Source organism: Streptomyces sp. NPDC002623 (assembly GCF_053592635.1).
The window spans coordinates 491,929-510,041 of sequence record NZ_JBSFWB010000001.1; the positions used below are offsets into that span (position 1 = coordinate 491,929).

Genomic DNA, 18,113 nt, shown 5'->3' on the forward strand with positions numbered 1-18,113 from the left:
CGCGACTGCCGTGGTGCGGCGTCCTGCGCCGTGGCGACGGTGGTGGTCACTTGGACTCGTCACCCCTTCCGAATCCCATGATCTTGCCCTGGAACAGGGTGATGACGACGATCAGCAGGGTCAGGATCACCGCGCCGGCACTGCCCGCGCCGTAGTCCTGGTTGTCGCCGAGAGCGGTGTAGTAGAGCTCGACCAGCGGGGGCCGTCCCCAGGTGGTCTTCGACAGCAGGTTGAAGAACTCGTCGAAGGCCTGGTAAGCGGCGATCAGCAGCAGCAGGATGACGGCCGTCGAGGTCGCCCGCAGTTGCGGCAGCGTGATGTACCAGAAGGTCTGCCAGCCGGGCTTGGCGCCGTCGATGGACGCCGCCTCGTACAGCTCGTCCGGGATGTTCTGCAGTGCGGCCAGGAAGAGAATCATGTAGAAACCGGACTGCAGCCACAGTCTCGCGCTGACGATGACCAGCCAGTACCACGGCGGGTCGGGGTTGGCCAGCCAGGCGATGTTGTCGACGCCGAACCAGCCGATCACGGTGTTCGCCAGACCGAAGCGGACGCCGTTGAAGATCGACATCTTCCAGACGAGGGAAGCGGCTACGTAACTGCACGCCGTCGGGAGGAAGAAGACCGACCGGAAGAACGCCCGCATGAACCGCAGCCGGTTCACCATCAGCGCCAGTCCCAGCGAGAGTGCCCAGGTGGTGGGCACGATGATCGCGGCGAAAACGGTGAACGTGACCAGAGCGCCGGTGAAGTTCTCGTTCTCCAGCATGAACCGGTAGTTGTCGAACCCGACGAACGTGCTGGGCGTGACGGTGAAGCGGGCCTCGAAGAAGCTGAGCCACAGGCTCCAGCCGATCGGGACGTAGACGAAGATCAGCAGGCCGATGAGGAACGGCCCGGTGAAGAGCCAGAAGTTGAACGTGGGGCTGCCCCGCAGACCCCGCCGCGGCCTGGCCTTGGAGGCCTTGGCCGGGGCGGGGCGATCGAGGTCGAGCTTGGTGGTGGTCGACATGTCGAGGTCCGTCCGCCGGCCTATCCGAACAGCTTCTTGAGCTCGGTGTCGACCACCTTGTCGCACTTGTCGAGCGCGGCCTCCGGGTCACCGTCCTTGCGTACGGTGTCGGCGAAGACGTCCTCCGTCGCCTTGATCATGGCCTGGGTCCAGCCGATCTTGTCGAAGTGTCCGTAGTCGGTGAAGAGCTTGACGCCCTCGGCCGGCAGGCCGGACTTGAGCTTCTCGGCGGACGCGGCGATCGAGGTGCGCGGCGGGACGTGGAAACCGTAGGAGAGGGACCAGTCCTCCTGGTACTCCTTCTGGTCGATCCACAGCCACTTCACGTATTCCTTGGCCTCGTCGACCTTGTCGCTCTTGGCGTTGACGAACATCGACCAACCGCCGTTGTAGACCGAGGGCTTGCCGGCGTCGCCGACCTTCGGGAAGGCGAAGACGCCGAGGTCGTCGCCGAGCGCCTTTTGCATGGCGGGCATCGCCCACATGCCGCAGAACTGGATGGCGGTGAGGCCCTGGACGAGGGCGGACGGGTCCCAGTAGTCGGCCGGGGCGTCGAGGAGCAGGTCGCCGCTGGTGAACAGCTTGCGCATCTGCTTGAGGCCGCCGACGACGCCGTCCGTGTGGTAGGCGGGCTTGTTGTTGTCGTCGAGGGTGTCGGCGCCGGCCGCCCAGATCATCGGGCGGATGACCGCTTGCAGCGTGTTTCCGAGGTAGACGCCCTTGACCTTGTCCGTGGTGAGCTTCGCGGCGGCTTCGATCAGCTCGTCGAGGGTCTGCGGCGGCTCGACGCCCGCCTTCTCCAGCAAGGACTTGCGGTAGAAGAAGAACTGCGGGTCGTCGATCATCCGGATGCCGTAGATCTTGCCGTCCACCGTGTGCGACTGGATGTCGGCCTGGTTGAAGTCGTCCTTGACCGGCTCGATGATGTCCGTCAGGTCCGCCACCTGGCCGCTCTTGACGAGCTGGATCTGCGGGTGGAACTCGAACAGGTCGGGCGCGTTGTCGGTGAGCAGCGACGCGAACAGCTTGCTCTCGAAGTTCGAGCCGGTGATCCACTGCGTGGTGACGCTCGCGTCCTTGTAGGCCTTTGCGTACCGCTTGATGGCCTGCTCGGTGCCCGCCTCGCCGTAGGCGTGGAAGTACTGGACGAGGTTGCTGCCCGAACCGCCGCTGCTTCTCCCGTTGTTGCCGCCGCATGCGGCGAGGGTGCCGGCCGCGGCCATGCCCGCGGCGGCGCGGAAGAGGGATCGGCGGGACCAGTTGTTGTTGCTCAGTGCCGACATGGTGACGTCCTTGTCTCGAGTACGGCTGCGGCTCAAGCACTTCAGCGCCGGGTGGCTCAAATGGCGCTGCGGAGCGGGACGTTAACCTTCGGCTAAGGCTTCGGCAAGGGGTTGGACGAAGCCTGTTCGAAGCGTTGTGATCGGTTCGGGATGACGAACGGACGGGGTGGCGGCGTGGGTGCAGAGCCGTTGTGGAAGGGGTGACGCCGCCATGCGGAAAGGGAGTTGAGGGCCGCCGGTGTCAGGGGCCGGCGGCCCTCGGTCCAAGGGGTGAACCCTGGACGGCTATTGCCTGACCCGGGCCGTTTCGGCCGCGGCGGCATAGTTGTGGGGGATCGCTTTCGAGCCGTGGACGGTGGCACGCGGCGCGACGTGGGAGGACGCGTGGCCGACGGCGTCGGGGAGCATGCCCGGCACGGCGTCGACGATCCGGCCGTCGGCGCTCAGCGGTCGGCGCTGAGCGGGTTCATCGGTGGCGTCACCGGCGGTGTCATCGGTGGATACGGTCGTCCTGGAGCGACGCGAACTCCCGGCGGTGAAACGCCCGTTGCCGACGATCGCGTAAGCGGTTACGACTGCCACCGGGGTTAAGCCGGTCGCGTCGGCTTCGGTGCCTGCGGCGCCTGCGGTGCCCGCGCGGACGGATGTTTCGTGTCTGTCGGTGCGCGTCAAAACTGCCTCCCTTCCGGGTGTCGTGAGGGCGGTGTGGCTCGCCGGGTCATGAGGGCGGTGCGGTACGGCTCCTCACACGCGCGGGGACGCTGCGTTTCGCGTTCCTCTGCCCGACGGACTGCAGCGCCCCTTCGAGCGCGAACGTCGCCGCACCCAGACAGGCCGGGTCGGTGGGGATCGTGGAGAGAACGATCCGGTTGGCGGCCAGCGGCCGCTTCAACGCGTGCCGGGCGACGGCCTCGCGCACCTCCTCGAGGAGCGGTTCGCCGAGCCGGGCCGCGACCCAGCTGCTCAGCACGACCACCTCGGGGTTGAGCACATTGACCAGGTTGGCGATGCCGGCGCCGAGGTAACGGGCCGTGTCCCGTACCACCTTGACGGCCACGGGTTCGTCGGCGGCGACCCCGGCGGCCAGGGCGTCGATCGTGGCCGTCTGGTCCTCGGGGTGCAACAGCGGGCTCTGCGGGCTGAGTTCACGCAGGTTCTGCATGATGCCGGGCGCCCCGACGTACGTCTCCACGCAGCCGTGGTTGCCGCAGCGGCACAGTCGGCCGTCGAGCACGAGCGTGGTGTGTCCCCACTCGCCGGCGCTGTTGCTGACTCCCCGGTGCAGTCCGCCGCCCAGCACCAGCCCGGCGCCGACGCCGGTCCCGAGGTTGACCACCACGGCGTCCCCGTGCCCGCGCGCCGCCCCGAACCACAGCTCGGCCACCGCGCCGGCGCGCAGCGGGTTGTCCAAGTACAGCGGATACGCGATGTGTTCGGAGAGCAGATCGAGCAACGGCACGTCGTGCCAGTCCCAGTTGGGCGCGTACTCGGAGATGCCCGTGGCCCGGTCCACCTGTCCCGGCACGCTCACCCCGACGCCCAGCACCCGGGCGGCCTCGACCCCGGCCTGCGCGACCACCGAACCGGCGGCCGCGGCGACATGGGCGACCACCTGCTCCGGACGGCTCTCGCCGGGCCGCATGTTCTCCTCGGCGCGAGCCAGCACGTTCAGCGCGAGATCGAACAGCTCGACATGGACGTATGTTTCCGCGATGTCCACGCCGATCAACGCGCCCCCCGACGCGTTGACGGCCACGAGGCCCCGGGGGCGGCCACCCGCCGAGTCCTCGAACCCGACCTCGGTGATCATGCGGAGGTCGAGCAGCTCACCGACGAGGGTGGCGACGGTCGCGAGCGAGAGACCGGTTGCCGCCGCCAGCTCCTGTCGGGAGGTGGGCGAGGCGGCGATGATCTGACGCAGCACCTCGTAGCGGTTCGCGGTGCGGATGTCGCGAGATGTACCGCGCTTCATGGAGCGTGCCCCCTCATCCCTTCCGTCCCTTCCGTGCCGGGCGGGCCCGCTCTGCGACGGCACCGGCGCCGCGTCAGGTTATGGGGTGCCACACGGTTCGACAAGGGGTTAGGAAAGGGGCTTTATGAAGTCGGGTGAAAGTCGGGCCGAAGTGGAGGGAAACCGGTCCGAAGTCAGCTGTCCAGGACATCCTGCACGAAGGCATTGGTGAACTTCCCGGCGGGATCCAGTACCCGCGCCAGGGCCGTGAAATCGTCGATCCGGGGGTATCGCGTGCGCACCACGCCGGCCGGCATCTCGAAGACCTTGCCCCAGTGCGGCCTCGGCTCGAACGGCTCCAGCGCGGCTTCCACCGCCCGTACGGCCGGCAGTACGGCGGTCGTGTCCTCGATCCAGGTGAAGTGGAGCGCCACCGTGTCCCGCCCGTAGGAGGGGCTCAGCCACTGCTCGTCGGCGGCCACGGTCCGCACTTCGCAGATCTGCAGTACACGGGAGACTGTCTGCCGGATACCGTCGATTGCATACAGCGCTTCGGTGGCGTGCCGATGCGGCAGCAGGTACTCGCTCTGCAGTTCGGTCCCGCTGCTCGGGGTGAACTCGGCCCGGAAGTGCGGCAGTCGCTCGTGCCATGGTCCCGGCACCCCGAACTGCGCGGTGCAGTTGACCGCAGGCATCCCCGGCACCGGATGCAGGGCCTCCACGGCGGGCGTGGCCCACGGGAAGCCGGCGAGGGGCTCGTCCGTGCGCCGCTTCAGCCACACCTGTCGGAAGCCGGGCGCACCCCAGTCGGTGAACAGGCTGACGCTGTATGCCGCCGCGGCCACGGTCTCGAAGTCCAGCCCGTCCAGCGGCAGTTCGGTGAACACATGCTGCTCGACCTCGTAGCCGGGCTCCAGATCGAGGACGAGCGCGGTGACGACGCCGAGAGCGCCCAGCGAGGTGACGGCCCCGCCGAACCGCCGGTCGCCCCGCTCGATGACGACGGTGGAGCCGTCGGCGGTGACGATCTCCACTTCCCGTACGGCGGAGGCGAGCGAGCCGTTCCCGACGCCCGAGCCGTGGGTGCCGGTCGCCACCGACCCGGCGACCGAGATGTGCGGCAGGGAGGCCATGTTCGGCAGCGCCAGCCCGTGCTCGTGCACCCGGCGCGCCAGCTCCGCATACCGGATCCCGCCGCCGACCCGCACGGTACGGGCCGCGGTGTCGACCTCGACGCCGACGTCGTCGCTCAGGGCTTCGAGCGACACCAGTACCCCGTCGCCGCCCGGCTCGGCGATCTCGTTGAACGAGTGCCCACTGCCCAGCACCCGCACCCGCCCGCTCCCGGCCACCAGCGAGCGGAGCGCGTCGAGAGAGTGGGGACGGTGCAGCTCCTTGGCGGCGAAGGTGATGTTGCCGGCCCAGTTGGAAACGGTTTCGGTCATAACGCCGATCTTTCCCGAGAAATCGGAAACGGGGAAGCCGCCGCAGGGATCCGTGAACCCGCGCGAAGCCGATGCGCGCGGCTGTCAGGCGTCATTCTCCTTCGGCAGCGGCAGCGGCGGGTCGGGTCGGGGCGGAGCGCGGCGACGTGACCTTCCGTGATCCACCTGGTCAGTCTTTCGTAGGCCGCCGGCAGGGTGCTCGGCCGGTCCGGCCAGGCCCCATAACTCATTCGTCGCCAGGATCCAGCCGATGTCGGCTGCCGCCACGGGCGGCCGCCCTGTCCGCCGCGCGCAGCACCCGTTCACGCACCCGCATGTCCCGCGGCCGGCCGCGACCGTTCGGATCGCTCCGGCCCAGACGCCGCCCCACCTGCGGCAACTGCCCGAGAAGGGGCCCGCCGCCGGCCCACTGCTCGGCCTGCCGCAGTCCCGGTATCTGCAGGGGCGCGGTCAGCGTAGCGGTGAGTACGCGCAGCGGCCGGCCGAGCCCTTGCGCCTGCCTCTTCGCTTCGGACGGTCCGGGCAACTGCTGCCGGGCGTCCTCGATCACCCACAGTGTCCGGACGTCGCTCTGCCCCTGGGCCCGGCCTGTCGAGTGCCTCCACAGGCTCGGGAGCATCGGAAAGCCCTCCCGCTCCATCGCCACGCGGACCGGGGCCCCGGTACGACGGCCGTGCCGCCGGGGGCATACCGTGAGGAGTCGTACGCCTGAGCCGGGAGGCCAGAGCCGGGAGGAGAGACGGATGGGCAGCCGCACCGCGCTGGTCGAGGATCTGATGGAGCGGTTTCCGCATGTTCCGCGGGAGGCCGTCTTCAAGGAGGACCTGCTGCGTGGAGGTGTGGCCTTCGACCCCTCCGCTCTCAGCGACAACGAGTCGGGCGAGGTGAAACCGAAGTCGTACTTCATCTTCTCCTTCGACCACGGCACCCTGCCCGAACTCGGCGAGGCCGCACTGCGTCGCCCGCCGGAGGAGATCATCCTCACGGGCGGCCCGTACGACCTGCGGCGCACGGTCGTCTCGGTCCGGGTGAACCCGGCGTCGCCGTATCGGGTCGCGTCGGACGGCGACGGCCTGCTCGGGCTCTATCTCGACGGAAAACGCATCGCTGACGTCGGTGTGCCGCCGATGCCGGAGTACTACCGGCACAAGCTCTCCAACGGGAAGTCCGTCATGGAGGTCGCGCCCACCATCCAGTGGGGCTATCTCATCTATCTGACCGTTTTCCGGGTGTGTCAGTACTTCGGTGCCAAGGAGGAGTGCCAGTACTGCGACATCAACCACAACTGGCGCCAGCACAAGGCGGCAGGCCGTCCTTACACGGGAGTGAAGGACGTCGAAGAGGTCCTCGAAGCGCTGGAGATCATCGACCGTTACGACACCCAGCGGGCGTCCACCGCCTACACCCTCACCGGCGGCGCGATCACCAAGACCGTCGCCGGACGCGACGAGGCCGACTTCTACGGCCACTACGCCAAGGCCATCGAGGAGCGCTTCCCGGGCCGCTGGATCGGCAAGGTCGTCGCCCAGGCGCTGCCCCGTGACGACGTGCAGCGGTTCAAGGACTACGGGGTGCAGATCTACCACCCCAACTACGAGGTGTGGGACCGCCGGCTGTTCGAGCTGTACTGCCCGGGCAAGGAGCGCTACGTCGGCCGCGACGAGTGGCACAAGCGGATCCTCGACTCGGCGGAGATCTTCGGCGCGCGCAATGTCATCCCCAACTTCGTCGCGGGGGTGGAGATGGCCGAGCCGTTCGGCTTCACGACCGTCGACGAGGCCATCGCCTCCACCACGGAGGGCCTGCGTTTCTTCATGTCGCAGGGCATCACGCCCCGTTTCACCACCTGGTGCCCGGAGCCCACGACCCCGCTCGGCAAGGCCAACCCGCAGGGTGCGCCGCTGGAGTACCACATCCGGCTGCTGGAGGCCTACCGCGCCACGATGGACGAGTTCGGGCTCTCCTCGCCGCCCGGCTACGGCCCGCCCGGACCCGGCCGCGCGGTGTTCTCCGTGAGCTCCTTCATGGACAGCCTTCCGGCACAGGACGCAGCGACCGTGTAGTTCCGGAGGCGGCGGAGACCGCGGGGTCCAGGAAGCAGCGGCGACCGTGTCGTCCTCGAGCCCCTCGGTACTCCCGAGTTCCCGAAAGCGGTTTCGGACGCGTTGCATCCGAAACGGTGAGGAAACGGGTGTCGAAACCGTTCCCGAAACTGGTGTCGAAACCGGTGTGGAGACGAGTGTCCGAAGCCGCCGCCGCGAACGTTTACGAAACCGGTGTCGAAACACGGTGCCGACGTTGAGCGCAGGGCGGTCCGCGTCCGTACAGGAGGCCGGAGTACTGGGCGCGGCCGCCCCTTCGTTCTGTCCTGCTGTCCTGTCCTGCCGCCTTGACATGACATCTGAACAGGGCGCTTGTCAGTTGTGTTGGAAACGTGAAAAGCTCTGCCCCTGCCGCGAGGTTCCCCCCAACTCCATTGCCGTCATGGTGAGTTGACCTCGCTTGTGGATGCAGGAGACCCATGCCCGACCTGCCGACCCCGAAGGACGCCGCCGAGGCCGCGCTGTTCTCCGAGTGCTGGGACGCCGTCCTGTCGTACGCCGACCTGTGCACGTCCGGCTCGACCGCGGCGAACCAACTGGCTCGTGAGGCGTTCGCGTTCGGCATACGCGAGGCCCGCGCCGCCGAGGACGATACCGCGCGCGGCACCGGCCGTCGCTCGTCCCGGCTGCCCCGGATCCCCCTACTGCTGACCGCCGTACGCAGCACGGCGGCCGCCTGGGAGGCCCAGGGGCATGGCCATAGACTCGACCCGGATCTGCGCCTGTGGCTCAACTCCGGCAAGGCCGCACGGTACGTCGGACCGCCCCTGAGCCGTCCCATCGCCTTGCGCGGCCTGCGCGACATGCAGGAACCGGACGCCGCCCTGTTGTGGCTGGCGGAGGTGGAGGCGTTGCCGCTGCACGCCGTGGTCCGCCGACAGGGACTGGACCCGACCACCGCGGTGGAGGAGCTGAACCAGGTCCGCGGCCTGTTCCGGGACCGCTGCCACCGTAACCATCTCGACACGCCGATGGACGCGGAGTGCCGCAGCTACGTCCGGCTCCTGGACGCCGTCACCCGCTCGCCCGCTGCCGACACGCCCGCTGACCTCTCCCGGCATCTCGCCACGTGCGTGGAGTGCGCGGAGGCGGCCGCCTGTCTGCGGCTGCACGGGGGCGGGCTGCCCGCAGCGCTCGCCCAGGGCGTGATCGGCTGGGGCGGCCTCGCCTACCTCGAACGGCGTCGCCGGGCCGCCGAGGTGCGCCTCGGCGCCGGACGCCCCGACGCGCCGGACCCCGAGGGTGCGGCCGCGCATGCCGCCGCCGGTCGGGCGCGGGCGCTGCGCAACGGACTTCTCGTCGCCGCCGTGCTCGTCTCCGGGCTGGCGCTCGCCGTCTCGATGGTGCCCGGCGGCAGCGGCGGCGACAGCGTGGCCCAGAGCGGCCCCACGGACAGCAGCCCGGTGGCCGGCCCCGGCGTCTCCCTGCCGACCGCCACTTCCTCCGCTTCCGTCTCCGCCGCGCCGTCCTCGTCCGAGCCGCGGCCCTCCGTCAGCGGCACACCGGAGTCGACCGGCAACGCCGACTCCGGCAAGCCCGATCCCGAGCCCCAGGGCACCTCCTCGGCCACCGCCGGCACCGGCACCGGTGGCGGAACCGGTGGCAGCAGCGGGGACGGGGCGGCCTGCGAGGTTCAGTACGACCTCGTCAACCAGTGGCCGGACGGCTTCCAGGCGACCGTCACCGTCACCACGGTCGAGGCCCTCGACGTCTGGCGCGTGGCCTGGTCCTTCCACGACGGCCAACGCGTCGACCAGATGTGGGACGCGAGCCTCGCCCAGAACGGCTCCCGTGTCACCGCGACCGCCGCCGACTACAACAGGTCCGTCGCGGCCAACGGCACTCTTTCCTTCGGTTTCCTCGCCTCTTGGCAGAGCAAGAACTCCGAACCGGACGAGTTCACCCTCAACGGGCAGCCGTGCACGGGCTCTTGAACGACGGACGCTGAAACCGGAAGCGGACGGAAGAAGCCGCGGAGGCGCGGGAGGCAGGGGCGACCGGGGTCGGCCCTGCCTCCCGCTGCCCCCTTGTTTCTTCTGCTCCGCTCTTCCGTCTCCCCGGAGCCGGAATTGGGTGGCGCCCGGCTTCGAGCGTCCGTACTCTGAGTGAGTCTTGAGCGGAGCCGATGGCTACCGCTGTCAGTCGTATGAGGAACGGGAGGTGTGACCGATGACTGTCGCCATGAGGGGCGCTGTGCGCAGCGACCAGACGTTCGTTCACTCCACCTCCGCGGTCTCCGGCTGACCACTTCTTCTGCTGCGCGTACGCAAACGCTTTCGGGCATCTTGTGCATGCGCGTGTTTCGAGTAGGTGAGCAATGGCCGGGCTGCACCCTGTGAAGGGTTTTCCTTGTCTTTCTCGTCCGCGTCCTCTTCCTCGTCTTTCTCCTCCTCTTCGGTTTCGTCGCACCCTCTCGCCGCCTATGGCTGGGACGAGGGCTGGGAAACCGATTTCGCTCCCTTTGCCGAGCGGGGTCTCCTGCCCGGCCGTGTCGTCCGCGTCGACCGCGGTCTGTGTGACGTCGTCACGGAGGCCGGCATCGTCCGGGCCGACACCGAGTTCGTCGTGCCCCGTGACCCGATGAAGGTCGTGTGCACGGGGGACTGGGTCGCCGTCGACCCCGAGAGCGCCGACCCGCGATACGTGCGGACACTTCTGCCGCGCCGTACCGCGTTCGTCCGCTCCACCTCCTCCAAGCGGTCCGAGGGACAGATCCTCGCCGCCAACGTCGATCACGCCGTGGTCGCGATGTCCCTGGCCGTCGAACTCGACCTCGGCCGTGTCGAACGCTTTCTCGCCCTGGCCTGGGAGTCCGGGGCCCAGCCCGTCGTCGTGCTCACCAAGGCCGACCTGGTGCCCGACCCGGTCGCGCTGTCCTACCTCGTCGAGGACGTCGCGACCAGCGCACCCGGCGTGCCCGTGCTCACCGTTTGCGCTCGGGAGGGCGAACGCGAGGGAGTCGAGGAACTCGCCGCGCTCCTCGGGCGCGGTACCTCCGTGCTCCTCGGTGCGTCCGGCGCGGGCAAGTCGACGCTCGCGAACGCGCTCGTCGGCGAGGACGTGATGGGCGTGCAGGCCACCCGTGACATGGACGGCAAGGGGCGCCACACCACCACGACCCGCAATCTGCTGACCCTGCCCGGCGGAGGCGTTCTCATCGACACGCCCGGGCTGCGCGGCGTCGGCCTCTGGGACGCCGGCGGCGGTGTCGGACAGGTCTTCTCGGAGATCGAGGAGTTCGCCCGGGACTGCCGGTTCCACGACTGCGCGCACGAGTCCGAGCCGGGGTGCGCGGTGCTGGCGGCCGTCGAGGACGGGGAACTGCCCCTGCGACGACTGGAGAGCTACCGCAAGCTCGTCCGGGAGAACCAGTGGATCGTCGCCAAGTCCGACGCCCGCATGCGCGCCGACGTCCGTCAGGACTGGAAGCGCAAGCAGGCGGAGGGCCGGGCGGCGGGCGAGGCGAAACGGGGACGGGGTCCCTGGCGACCGGCACCGCCCCGGCAACCCGGTGGCGGCGGGATTTCCTGGTAGGGGATTCGCTGGGTAGTTCGGTAACCGGTTTCCGCGAGGGAGGCGGTATCCGGTTTGCGGCGGTAACGGGGTAACCGGTTACTTCGTTACCGCCGCCTTCGCCGCCGCCTTCGCCTTCGCCCCTCCCGCGCCCCCTCTTGTGCCAGCATCAGCGTCAGCGTCACGTCCGATTTCCGCTAGCACGGTTTCTCCGGCGGGCGAAGACTGGGACCCATGAAGGGACTGATTACGGGACCGATGCCGGGATCGATGCCAGGACTGATGACGGGACTCGTGGCGGACCAGGACACCCGTTACGAGGCGGTCCGCAGCCGGGACGCCCGGTTCGACGGCGAGTTCTTCTTCGCCGTCGAGACGACCGGCATCTACTGCCGGCCAAGCTGTCCCGCCGTGACGCCGAAACGCCACAACGTGCGTTTCTTCGCGACGGCCGCCGCCGCGCAGGGCTCCGGTTTCCGGGCCTGCCGGCGGTGTCGTCCGGACGCCGTGCCGGGCTCGGCGGAGTGGAACGTACGCGCGGACGTCGTGGGCCGGGCCATGCGGCTGATCGGCGACGGAGTCGTCGACCGGGAGGGCGTGGCCGGGCTCGCCGTACGGCTCGGCTACAGCGCCCGCCAGGTGCAGCGACAGCTCACCGCCGAGCTGGGCGCGGGACCGGTCGCCCTCGCTCGTGCCCAGCGCGCGCACACCGCGCGGGTGCTGTTGCAGACGACCGCCCTGCCGGTCACCGAGATCGCCTTCGCGTCCGGGTTCGCCAGTGTGCGCCAGTTCAACGACACCGTCCGGGCCGTGTACGCGGCGACCCCCACCGAACTGCGGGCCGCCGTGCGCGCCGCCCGCCGCAGCGCGACCCCGTCCGCCGGGATCCCGCTGCGGCTAGCCCACCGGGGCCCCTACCACGCGGGCACCGTGTTCGATCTGCTGCAACGGGAGGCCGTGGCCGGGGTGGAGGAGGTGAGCGGGCCGGACGGCCTGCGCACTTACCGCCGTACGCTGCGCCTGCCGTACGGCACGGGGATCGTCGCCGTCGACGAGCGGGCGGGCGACACCGGCCGGGCGGCCTCGGCCGTCCATCCCGGCGGCTGGCTCGACGCCCGGCTGCACCTCACCGACCCCCGCGACCTCACCACCGCCGTCCAGCGGCTGCGACGACTGTTCGACCTCGACGCCGACCCGTACGCCGTCGACGAGCGGCTCGGCGTCGATCCGCGGCTCGCCCCGCTGGTCGCCGTCCGGCCCGGGCTGCGCGCGCCGGGGGCCGCCGATCCGGAGGAGCAGGCGGTGCGGGCGCTCGTGGGGCGGGCGGAGGCGGAACGGCTGGTGCGCGCCTACGGCAAGGCCCTCGACGCGCCCTGCGGCACCCTCACCCACCTCTTCCCCGAGCCGGCCGTCCTGGCGGAGTCCGAGCCCGCCGGTCCCCTGGGCGCGCTCGCCGCCGCCCTCGCCGACGGCACCGTCCGGCTCGACCCGGGCATCGACCGGGACGACGCACAGGAAGCGCTGCTCGCGCTGCCCGGGCTGGACGCGCGTACCGTTGCGGCGATCCGCGCCCGCGCCCTCGGCGACCCCGATGTCGCGCCGCCCGGCGCTGACGTCCCCGACACATGGCGCCCCTGGCGCACCTATGCCCTGCACCACCTGCGCGCCGCGGAGGAACGATGACCGACGACCTGACAGGCAACCTCACGGATGCCCTGACCGACGCAACGATCGGCAACCTCACGGATGCCCTGACCGACGCAACGACCGGAAACCCCACGGACGCCCTGACCGACGGCCTGACGTACTGGACCAGTGTGGCGAGCCCGCTCGGTCCCCTGCTGCTCACCGCCGCCCCGGACGGAGCGCTGACCTCCCTCTCCGTGCCCGGTCAGAAGGGCGGACGGACCGTCCAGGACGGCTGGCTGCGCGACCCCGGTCCCTTCCGCTCCGCCGAGGAACAGCTCGACGCCTACTTCGCCGCCGACCTCAAGGAGTTCCGGCTCCCGCTGCGCAGCGAGGGCACCGCCTTCCGTGAGCGGGTGTGGGCGGCCCTCGACTCCGTCCCCTACGGGGCGACCACGACGTACGGAGAGGTCGCGGCGCGCATCGGCGCCTCGCGGATGGCCGTACGGGCCGTCGGTGGGGCGATCGGCGCGAACCCGCTGCTGATCGTGCGCCCTTGCCACCGAGTGATCGGCGCGGACGGTTCCCTGACGGGTTACGCGGGCGGCCTGGACCGCAAGGTGAAGCTGCTGACGCTGGAGGGTGCGCTGGGTGCACTCCCGGGGGATTCCTCGAGCTGATGCTCGTCGAAAACGGTTTCCGGCCGAACGCGCCGGCCGTACGTCAGCCCCACACCGCCGCCCCCAGCCACGCCCCGGCGATCAGCAGGCAGGTGAACAGTTCCGCGAGGACGCTCCAGCCGCCCGAGCGCATCGCCGTGCGCAGGGCCGCCCGGGCTTCGCCGGGGCGGCCCAGGCGGAGGCGTTCGGAGAGGTAGATGCCACCCATGAAGCCGGGGATCGCGCCGATCACGGGGAGCACGACGAAGCCGAGGAGCGCGCCGAGCCCCGCGTACACCCCCATCCGAGGGGTCGCGCCGCTCGTGCGCAGCCGGCGGGGCGGCAGGGCCCAGCGCACCACCTGGGACAGGAACAGGGCCACCGTGGCGCCGACCAGCACGGCCCAGGCGACCGGCCGCGGATCCTCCAGCGCCCACCACAGGACCGCGGCCCACACCAGCCACGATCCCGGCACGCCGGGCACCAGCACTCCGCACAGGCCGAGCAGAATGACCAGTCCGACCAGCAGGAGTTCCCACACTCCCATCTGCCCAGAGTGCCCGAGCCGGAGAGAACACGCAGGTCAAGACGTACGGCCGGGCGGGTCGCGCAGATGCCGTCAGCGCTCCCGGGTCACCCACCCGCGCTCGTACGCGTGCCAGCCCAGTTGCAGTCGGGTCGTGACCCCCGTCAGCTCCATCAGCCGCTTCACCCGGCGCTGTACGGTCCGCAGCCCCAGGTCGAGCTGTTTGGCGACGCTCGCGTCGGTCATCCCGGCCAGCAGCAGGGACAGGATCTCCAGGTCGGCGGCGTCGGGGCCGTCCGGGTCCTGCTCGGCGACGCCGGCCGCGCCGAGGCGCAGCGGCAGCGCCTCTCGCCACACCGACTCGAACAGGCCCGACAGCAACTCCAGCAGCCCGCTGGCGTGCACCACCAGCGCGGCGGGCTCCGCGGAGCGGCCGGTCAGCGGCACCAGGGCGAGCGAGCGGTCGGCGACCACCAGCTTGGTCGGCACCTCGTCCACGACCCGGACCTGCTCGTCCCGGCCCAGCGCGGCGGTCAGCTCCGTCATGCCGCCGGGCTGGTCGAGCACCGCCCGTTCCAGTACGACGCGGTAGCGCACCCCCCGGGCTGCCGCCCGTTCCTCCGCGTCGTTCTCGCTGCCGGTCACGGCCACCGGCGTGCCGGTGACCAGCGCACACACCTCCTCGCTCGCCCCGAGCTGGATCTGCAGAAAGCGCTGGGCGACGGCGGCGGCGCCCGTCACCACCTCGACCAGGTCGTGCACCGCGGGTTCGGCCGCGGCCGCCCGGTACTCCTCGGCGAGCAGGGCCGCCGCCAGTTCCGCCTTCTCCAACTCGTGACGCTGCTGGGTGAGCAGCGCGCCCAGAGCGACGCCCGGAGGCGCGGCGACCCAGCGTCCGGGGCGGCCCGAGGACTGGGCGGCGAGTCCGTGCCGTTCCAGCCGACGCAGCGCGCGTTCCGTGTCGTGCTCGCCGAGGGCCAGCCGGCGTGCGAGATCGGGCACGTCGGCGGCGCCCACGGACACCAGTGCCCGGTACGCCGACTCATGCGTCTCGTCGAGCCCTATCGCTCCCAGCATCGGGTGCTGTCCCTCCTTCAACATCCGTAGGACATCAGTACGACGCCCGCTCTGACGTCTGTCCTGACGCCTGTCCTGGCGTCTGTCCCGACGTCCGTCTTGACGTCCGTCTTGACGTCCGTCCGATATCCGTTTCCCACATCCGTGAGTGGCGGGAAACAGCCACGGCGTAAACCCGCCGCCGCACATCATCGCCGTACCGCCGGTCACTCTGCCAAGGTGTGGCCACGGCGGGAACATGTGATCATCCACTGATCATCCACAGCGGATCTCCAGGAACGCCGAGGAAACTCGGGCCGACCGACCACGACGTCGAGGTGCCGAGGTCTTTCGAGAACGTGATCCGGGCTCATGACGCGCAGGGGCGCAGGGGATCTGAGCCGGGGTCACCTGTGTCGCCGGACGGTTCTCCCGTGGGGGGTGGAACCGTCCGGCGACCCCTGTCGCACCTCGCGTCGCACTGCCGTTCCGGGCCTCGCTCGACATGCTGTGCGATACCCGTGTCGTGACGCATTTTCCTGATGCCCCGTTTTCATATGGCCCGTGCGGTGGACAATTAGGGGCATGAGCCAGCAGGGGGGAAGGGCCACCGGTCACGAGGACGACTGGTGGGGGCAGTTGTACGACGACTCCACCGAGGACACGGGGCCCGCGCCCGCCACCGACTCCCTGGACGACCGCTTCGCCTCGGCCGCCGGAGCGGTGCACTCCGCGGGCGTCGACGTGGGCTCGGGCGCGGAGGACGGCGTCGGAGCGCGGGCCCCTGAAGGGGGCGGTGCGAGAGACCCGGCGGGCCGGTGGGACGCGGCGGCCGTCGCACGGGACCCGGCAGGCGACCCGACGGGCGAGCCCACCGGCGACCCGGCCGACGAGGAAGTCTTCGACGCCGCCCGCAGTGTGCCGCCGCCGCGCGAGGCAGGGCCCGGTCCCGGTGCGCGGACCGATTGGTGGACCTCCCCGCAGGACGCGATGCCGGGGGCGGCGCCACAGTCGTCGGACGGCTTCGTTCCGCACCCTCGGGGCCGATTCGCTGTCGGGTTCGACGCCAAGTCCGACGACGAGTCCGACGCCAAGGGCGATGTCGGTTCCGATGTCGGGTCCGACGCGGGGCGCGCCATCCCAGGACAGTCCGCCGATGGGCCCGACGTCGATCAGGGCGCCGTCGCTGACCGCGAAGGCATTGCCTGGCGCGACGTCAGGGGGGATCTCGGGTGGGGCGCCGGGCCGGAAACCGTTTCCGACGCCGAGCGCCATGCGGGCTCCGGCCCGGGGCGTGACGTCGACCAGGGGGCAGAGTCCGACGACGTCGGGCGCTCCGACGGCGTCGGCATCGCCTCGGGCGCTGCCTCTGTCTCTGCCGCTGCCCCCGCCTCCGTCCCTGCTGCTGCCGCTGACGCCGATCCGGGGGCCCGTCCGCCGCAGCGGCACCGCGCTCCCTGGGAGCCGCCGCCGGACACGTCACCAGAGCCCACGAACTTTCCCTCCGGCCCGCTGCCGCCGGGGTTCGCCGAACGCGCGCCCCACGGCCCGATGGTCCCACCCACGACCGGCGACGGCAGGCCCACCGGGACACCGCAGGCGATCTCCGAGCCCCCTGCGGCGCCCTCCACATCCGGGCCATCGGCCGCACCCGCGGCGTCCGCCTCGCCCGCGGTCTCGGCGACCACACCCCCGAGGCCCTCCGCCGCACCCCTCGTGCCGCCGCCCGCGCCCGTGGCGCCGCCTGCTCCCGTCCATGCGCCGCCACCCCCGACCGCCCCCACGGCCTCCGGTCACGGCGAGGCAGCCCCCTTCGCCCCGCCCGCCCCCGAACGCGCTCCCGCCTCCGAGCGTGCGTTCGACTCCGAGTACGACCATCCCCCGACCGTCCTGGCCCTCCCCGCTCTCTCCTCCGCCCCCTCCGCCTCCTCCGTCCCCGCTCTGCCGGCCCACCCGCCCCTCTCGAACCTGAAGGACTACGTCGGTTCCGGGCCGCCCACCTACGACGCCGAACCCACCGCCCTTCCGCCCGCCGATCCGGACGAGTTGGACGATCTGGTCGCCGACACCGTTCTGGACGGCGCTCGGTACGGGGCCCTCGCGCTGCGGGCCGTGTCCGTGCGCGGGGACTCCGCGCGCTACCGCGGGGAGCCGCGCCGTGACTCGCTCCTCACCGCCCGCTTCGGCTCGGGCGAGCACGCGCTGATCCTGGTCGCCATGGCCACCGGCGCCAGGGCGACCCCGGGAGCCCATCGGGCGGCCGCCGAGGCGTGCCGGTGGATCGGACGGGCGGTCGGCCGCAGTCATGTCCGGCTCGCCGAGGACATAAGGGCTGCCCGGCGCGGCGACCTGAAGTCCGGTCTGCACCGTCTCACCGACCGCAGCCTCGGACGGCTCCGCGCCAGCGCCGCCGAACAGGGCCTGGAACCGGACGAGTACGCGGCGACCCTGCGCTGCCTGCTCCTGCCCGCCGACCCCGACTGCCGTACGCGCGTCTTCTTCGGCGTCGGCGCCGGCGGACTGTTCCGGCTGCGCAGCGGGGTGTGGCGGGACATCGAGCCCCGGGTGGGCGAGGTCGCCGGCGAGCCGGTCGTCGGGTTCGGCTCGCTCCCGGCCGAGACGCCCGAGGGCGACCGGCTGACGATGGACTTCGGCATCCCCACACCCCCGAACCCCTACGACCCCGATCCCGAACCGCCCCGGGAGCCCTTCCGCTTCCGCGCCTCCGTAGCCCGACCGGGTGACACGCTCCTGATGTGCACCGGCGGTCTCGCCGAACCCCTGCGCGGCGAGCCCGACCTGTCCGCGCACCTGACGGAACGCTGGTCGGGGCCCACCCCGCCCGGACTCGCGGCCTTCCTCGCCGACACCCAGGTCAGAGTGAAGGGCTACGCCGACGACCGCACCGCGGCGGCCGTCTGGGAGGCGTGAGCGCGCCGT

Annotated in this window: 14 protein-coding genes; 6 read left to right on the top strand and 8 right to left on the bottom strand. The window is 71.0% G+C overall.

The window, feature by feature from the left end; genetic code table 11:
- Nucleotides 1-46: 46 nt before the first annotated feature.
- The 6 genes from ACWD4O_RS01970 to ACWD4O_RS01995 all read right to left on the bottom strand — a co-directional run bounded on the left by ACWD4O_RS01970 (nucleotide 47) and on the right by ACWD4O_RS01995 (nucleotide 6,241).
- A complete protein-coding gene (locus tag ACWD4O_RS01970; RefSeq protein WP_451276448.1) occupies nucleotides 47-1,012 on the bottom strand; it encodes a carbohydrate ABC transporter permease in 966 nt (321 codons plus the stop codon).
- A 20-nt stretch (nucleotides 1,013-1,032) separates the two neighbouring features.
- Nucleotides 1,033-2,295 (bottom strand): ABC transporter substrate-binding protein, encoded by a 1,263-nt coding sequence (locus ACWD4O_RS01975; RefSeq protein ID WP_451276450.1) that lies wholly within the window; start codon nucleotides 2,293-2,295, stop codon nucleotides 1,033-1,035.
- 285 nt (nucleotides 2,296-2,580) lie between these two features.
- Nucleotides 2,581-2,967, bottom strand: a complete 387-nt coding sequence (locus tag ACWD4O_RS01980) for a hypothetical protein (protein ID WP_451276452.1) — start codon at nucleotides 2,965-2,967, stop codon at nucleotides 2,581-2,583.
- A 46-nt stretch (nucleotides 2,968-3,013) separates the two neighbouring features.
- A complete protein-coding gene (locus ACWD4O_RS01985; RefSeq protein ID WP_450945195.1) occupies nucleotides 3,014-4,267 on the bottom strand; it encodes an ROK family protein in 1,254 nt (417 codons plus the stop codon).
- Nucleotides 4,268-4,440: 173 nt separating this feature from the next.
- Nucleotides 4,441-5,691 (bottom strand): FAD-binding protein, encoded by a 1,251-nt coding sequence (locus tag ACWD4O_RS01990; protein WP_451276454.1) that lies wholly within the window; start codon nucleotides 5,689-5,691, stop codon nucleotides 4,441-4,443.
- A 226-nt stretch (nucleotides 5,692-5,917) separates the two neighbouring features.
- Complete coding sequence (locus tag ACWD4O_RS01995; protein ID WP_451276456.1) at nucleotides 5,918-6,241, bottom strand: hypothetical protein; 324 nt, start codon at nucleotides 6,239-6,241, stop codon at nucleotides 5,918-5,920.
- A 193-nt stretch (nucleotides 6,242-6,434) separates the two neighbouring features.
- Here ACWD4O_RS01995 and ACWD4O_RS02000 point away from each other — a divergent pair, with 193 nt between their 5' ends.
- From ACWD4O_RS02000 to ACWD4O_RS02020, 5 genes are all read left to right on the top strand, one after another.
- The gene (locus tag ACWD4O_RS02000) at nucleotides 6,435-7,754 is read left to right on the top strand and encodes a radical SAM protein (protein ID WP_451276458.1); all 1,320 of its coding nucleotides are present in this window, start codon (nucleotides 6,435-6,437) and stop codon (nucleotides 7,752-7,754) included.
- 458 nt (nucleotides 7,755-8,212) lie between these two features.
- Nucleotides 8,213-9,727 carry a cellulose binding domain-containing protein gene (locus ACWD4O_RS02005; protein ID WP_451276460.1) on the top strand — a complete coding sequence of 505 codons (1,515 nt, stop codon included), beginning with the start codon at nucleotides 8,213-8,215 and terminating at the stop codon, nucleotides 9,725-9,727.
- Between the two features lie 415 nt (nucleotides 9,728-10,142).
- Complete coding sequence (gene rsgA / locus ACWD4O_RS02010) at nucleotides 10,143-11,327, top strand: ribosome small subunit-dependent GTPase A (RefSeq protein WP_451276462.1); 1,185 nt, start codon at nucleotides 10,143-10,145, stop codon at nucleotides 11,325-11,327.
- A 261-nt stretch (nucleotides 11,328-11,588) separates the two neighbouring features.
- Entirely contained in the window at nucleotides 11,589-12,989 is a 1,401-nt protein-coding gene (locus ACWD4O_RS02015; RefSeq protein ID WP_451276464.1) for a bifunctional transcriptional activator/DNA repair enzyme AdaA, read from the top strand.
- Nucleotides 12,990-13,093: 104 nt separating this feature from the next.
- Nucleotides 13,094-13,612, top strand: coding sequence for a methylated-DNA--[protein]-cysteine S-methyltransferase (locus ACWD4O_RS02020; RefSeq protein WP_451276737.1), 519 nt, complete (start codon nucleotides 13,094-13,096; stop codon nucleotides 13,610-13,612).
- A 43-nt stretch (nucleotides 13,613-13,655) separates the two neighbouring features.
- On the opposite strand, the gene ACWD4O_RS02025 is transcribed toward ACWD4O_RS02020, so the two are convergent.
- Both ACWD4O_RS02025 and ACWD4O_RS02030 read right to left on the bottom strand, forming a co-directional pair.
- Nucleotides 13,656-14,138: a DUF456 domain-containing protein gene (locus ACWD4O_RS02025; RefSeq protein WP_451276466.1), complete on the bottom strand. Its 483-nt coding sequence runs from the start codon at nucleotides 14,136-14,138 to the stop codon at nucleotides 13,656-13,658.
- A 72-nt stretch (nucleotides 14,139-14,210) separates the two neighbouring features.
- Nucleotides 14,211-15,194, bottom strand: a complete 984-nt coding sequence (locus ACWD4O_RS02030; RefSeq protein ID WP_451276468.1) for a helix-turn-helix domain-containing protein — start codon at nucleotides 15,192-15,194, stop codon at nucleotides 14,211-14,213.
- A gap of 564 nt (nucleotides 15,195-15,758) precedes the next feature.
- On the opposite strand from ACWD4O_RS02030, the gene ACWD4O_RS02035 reads away from it, so the two are divergent.
- The gene (locus ACWD4O_RS02035; protein WP_451276470.1) at nucleotides 15,759-18,104 is read left to right on the top strand and encodes a protein phosphatase 2C domain-containing protein; all 2,346 of its coding nucleotides are present in this window, start codon (nucleotides 15,759-15,761) and stop codon (nucleotides 18,102-18,104) included.
- The last annotated feature ends 9 nt before the right edge of the window (nucleotides 18,105-18,113 follow it).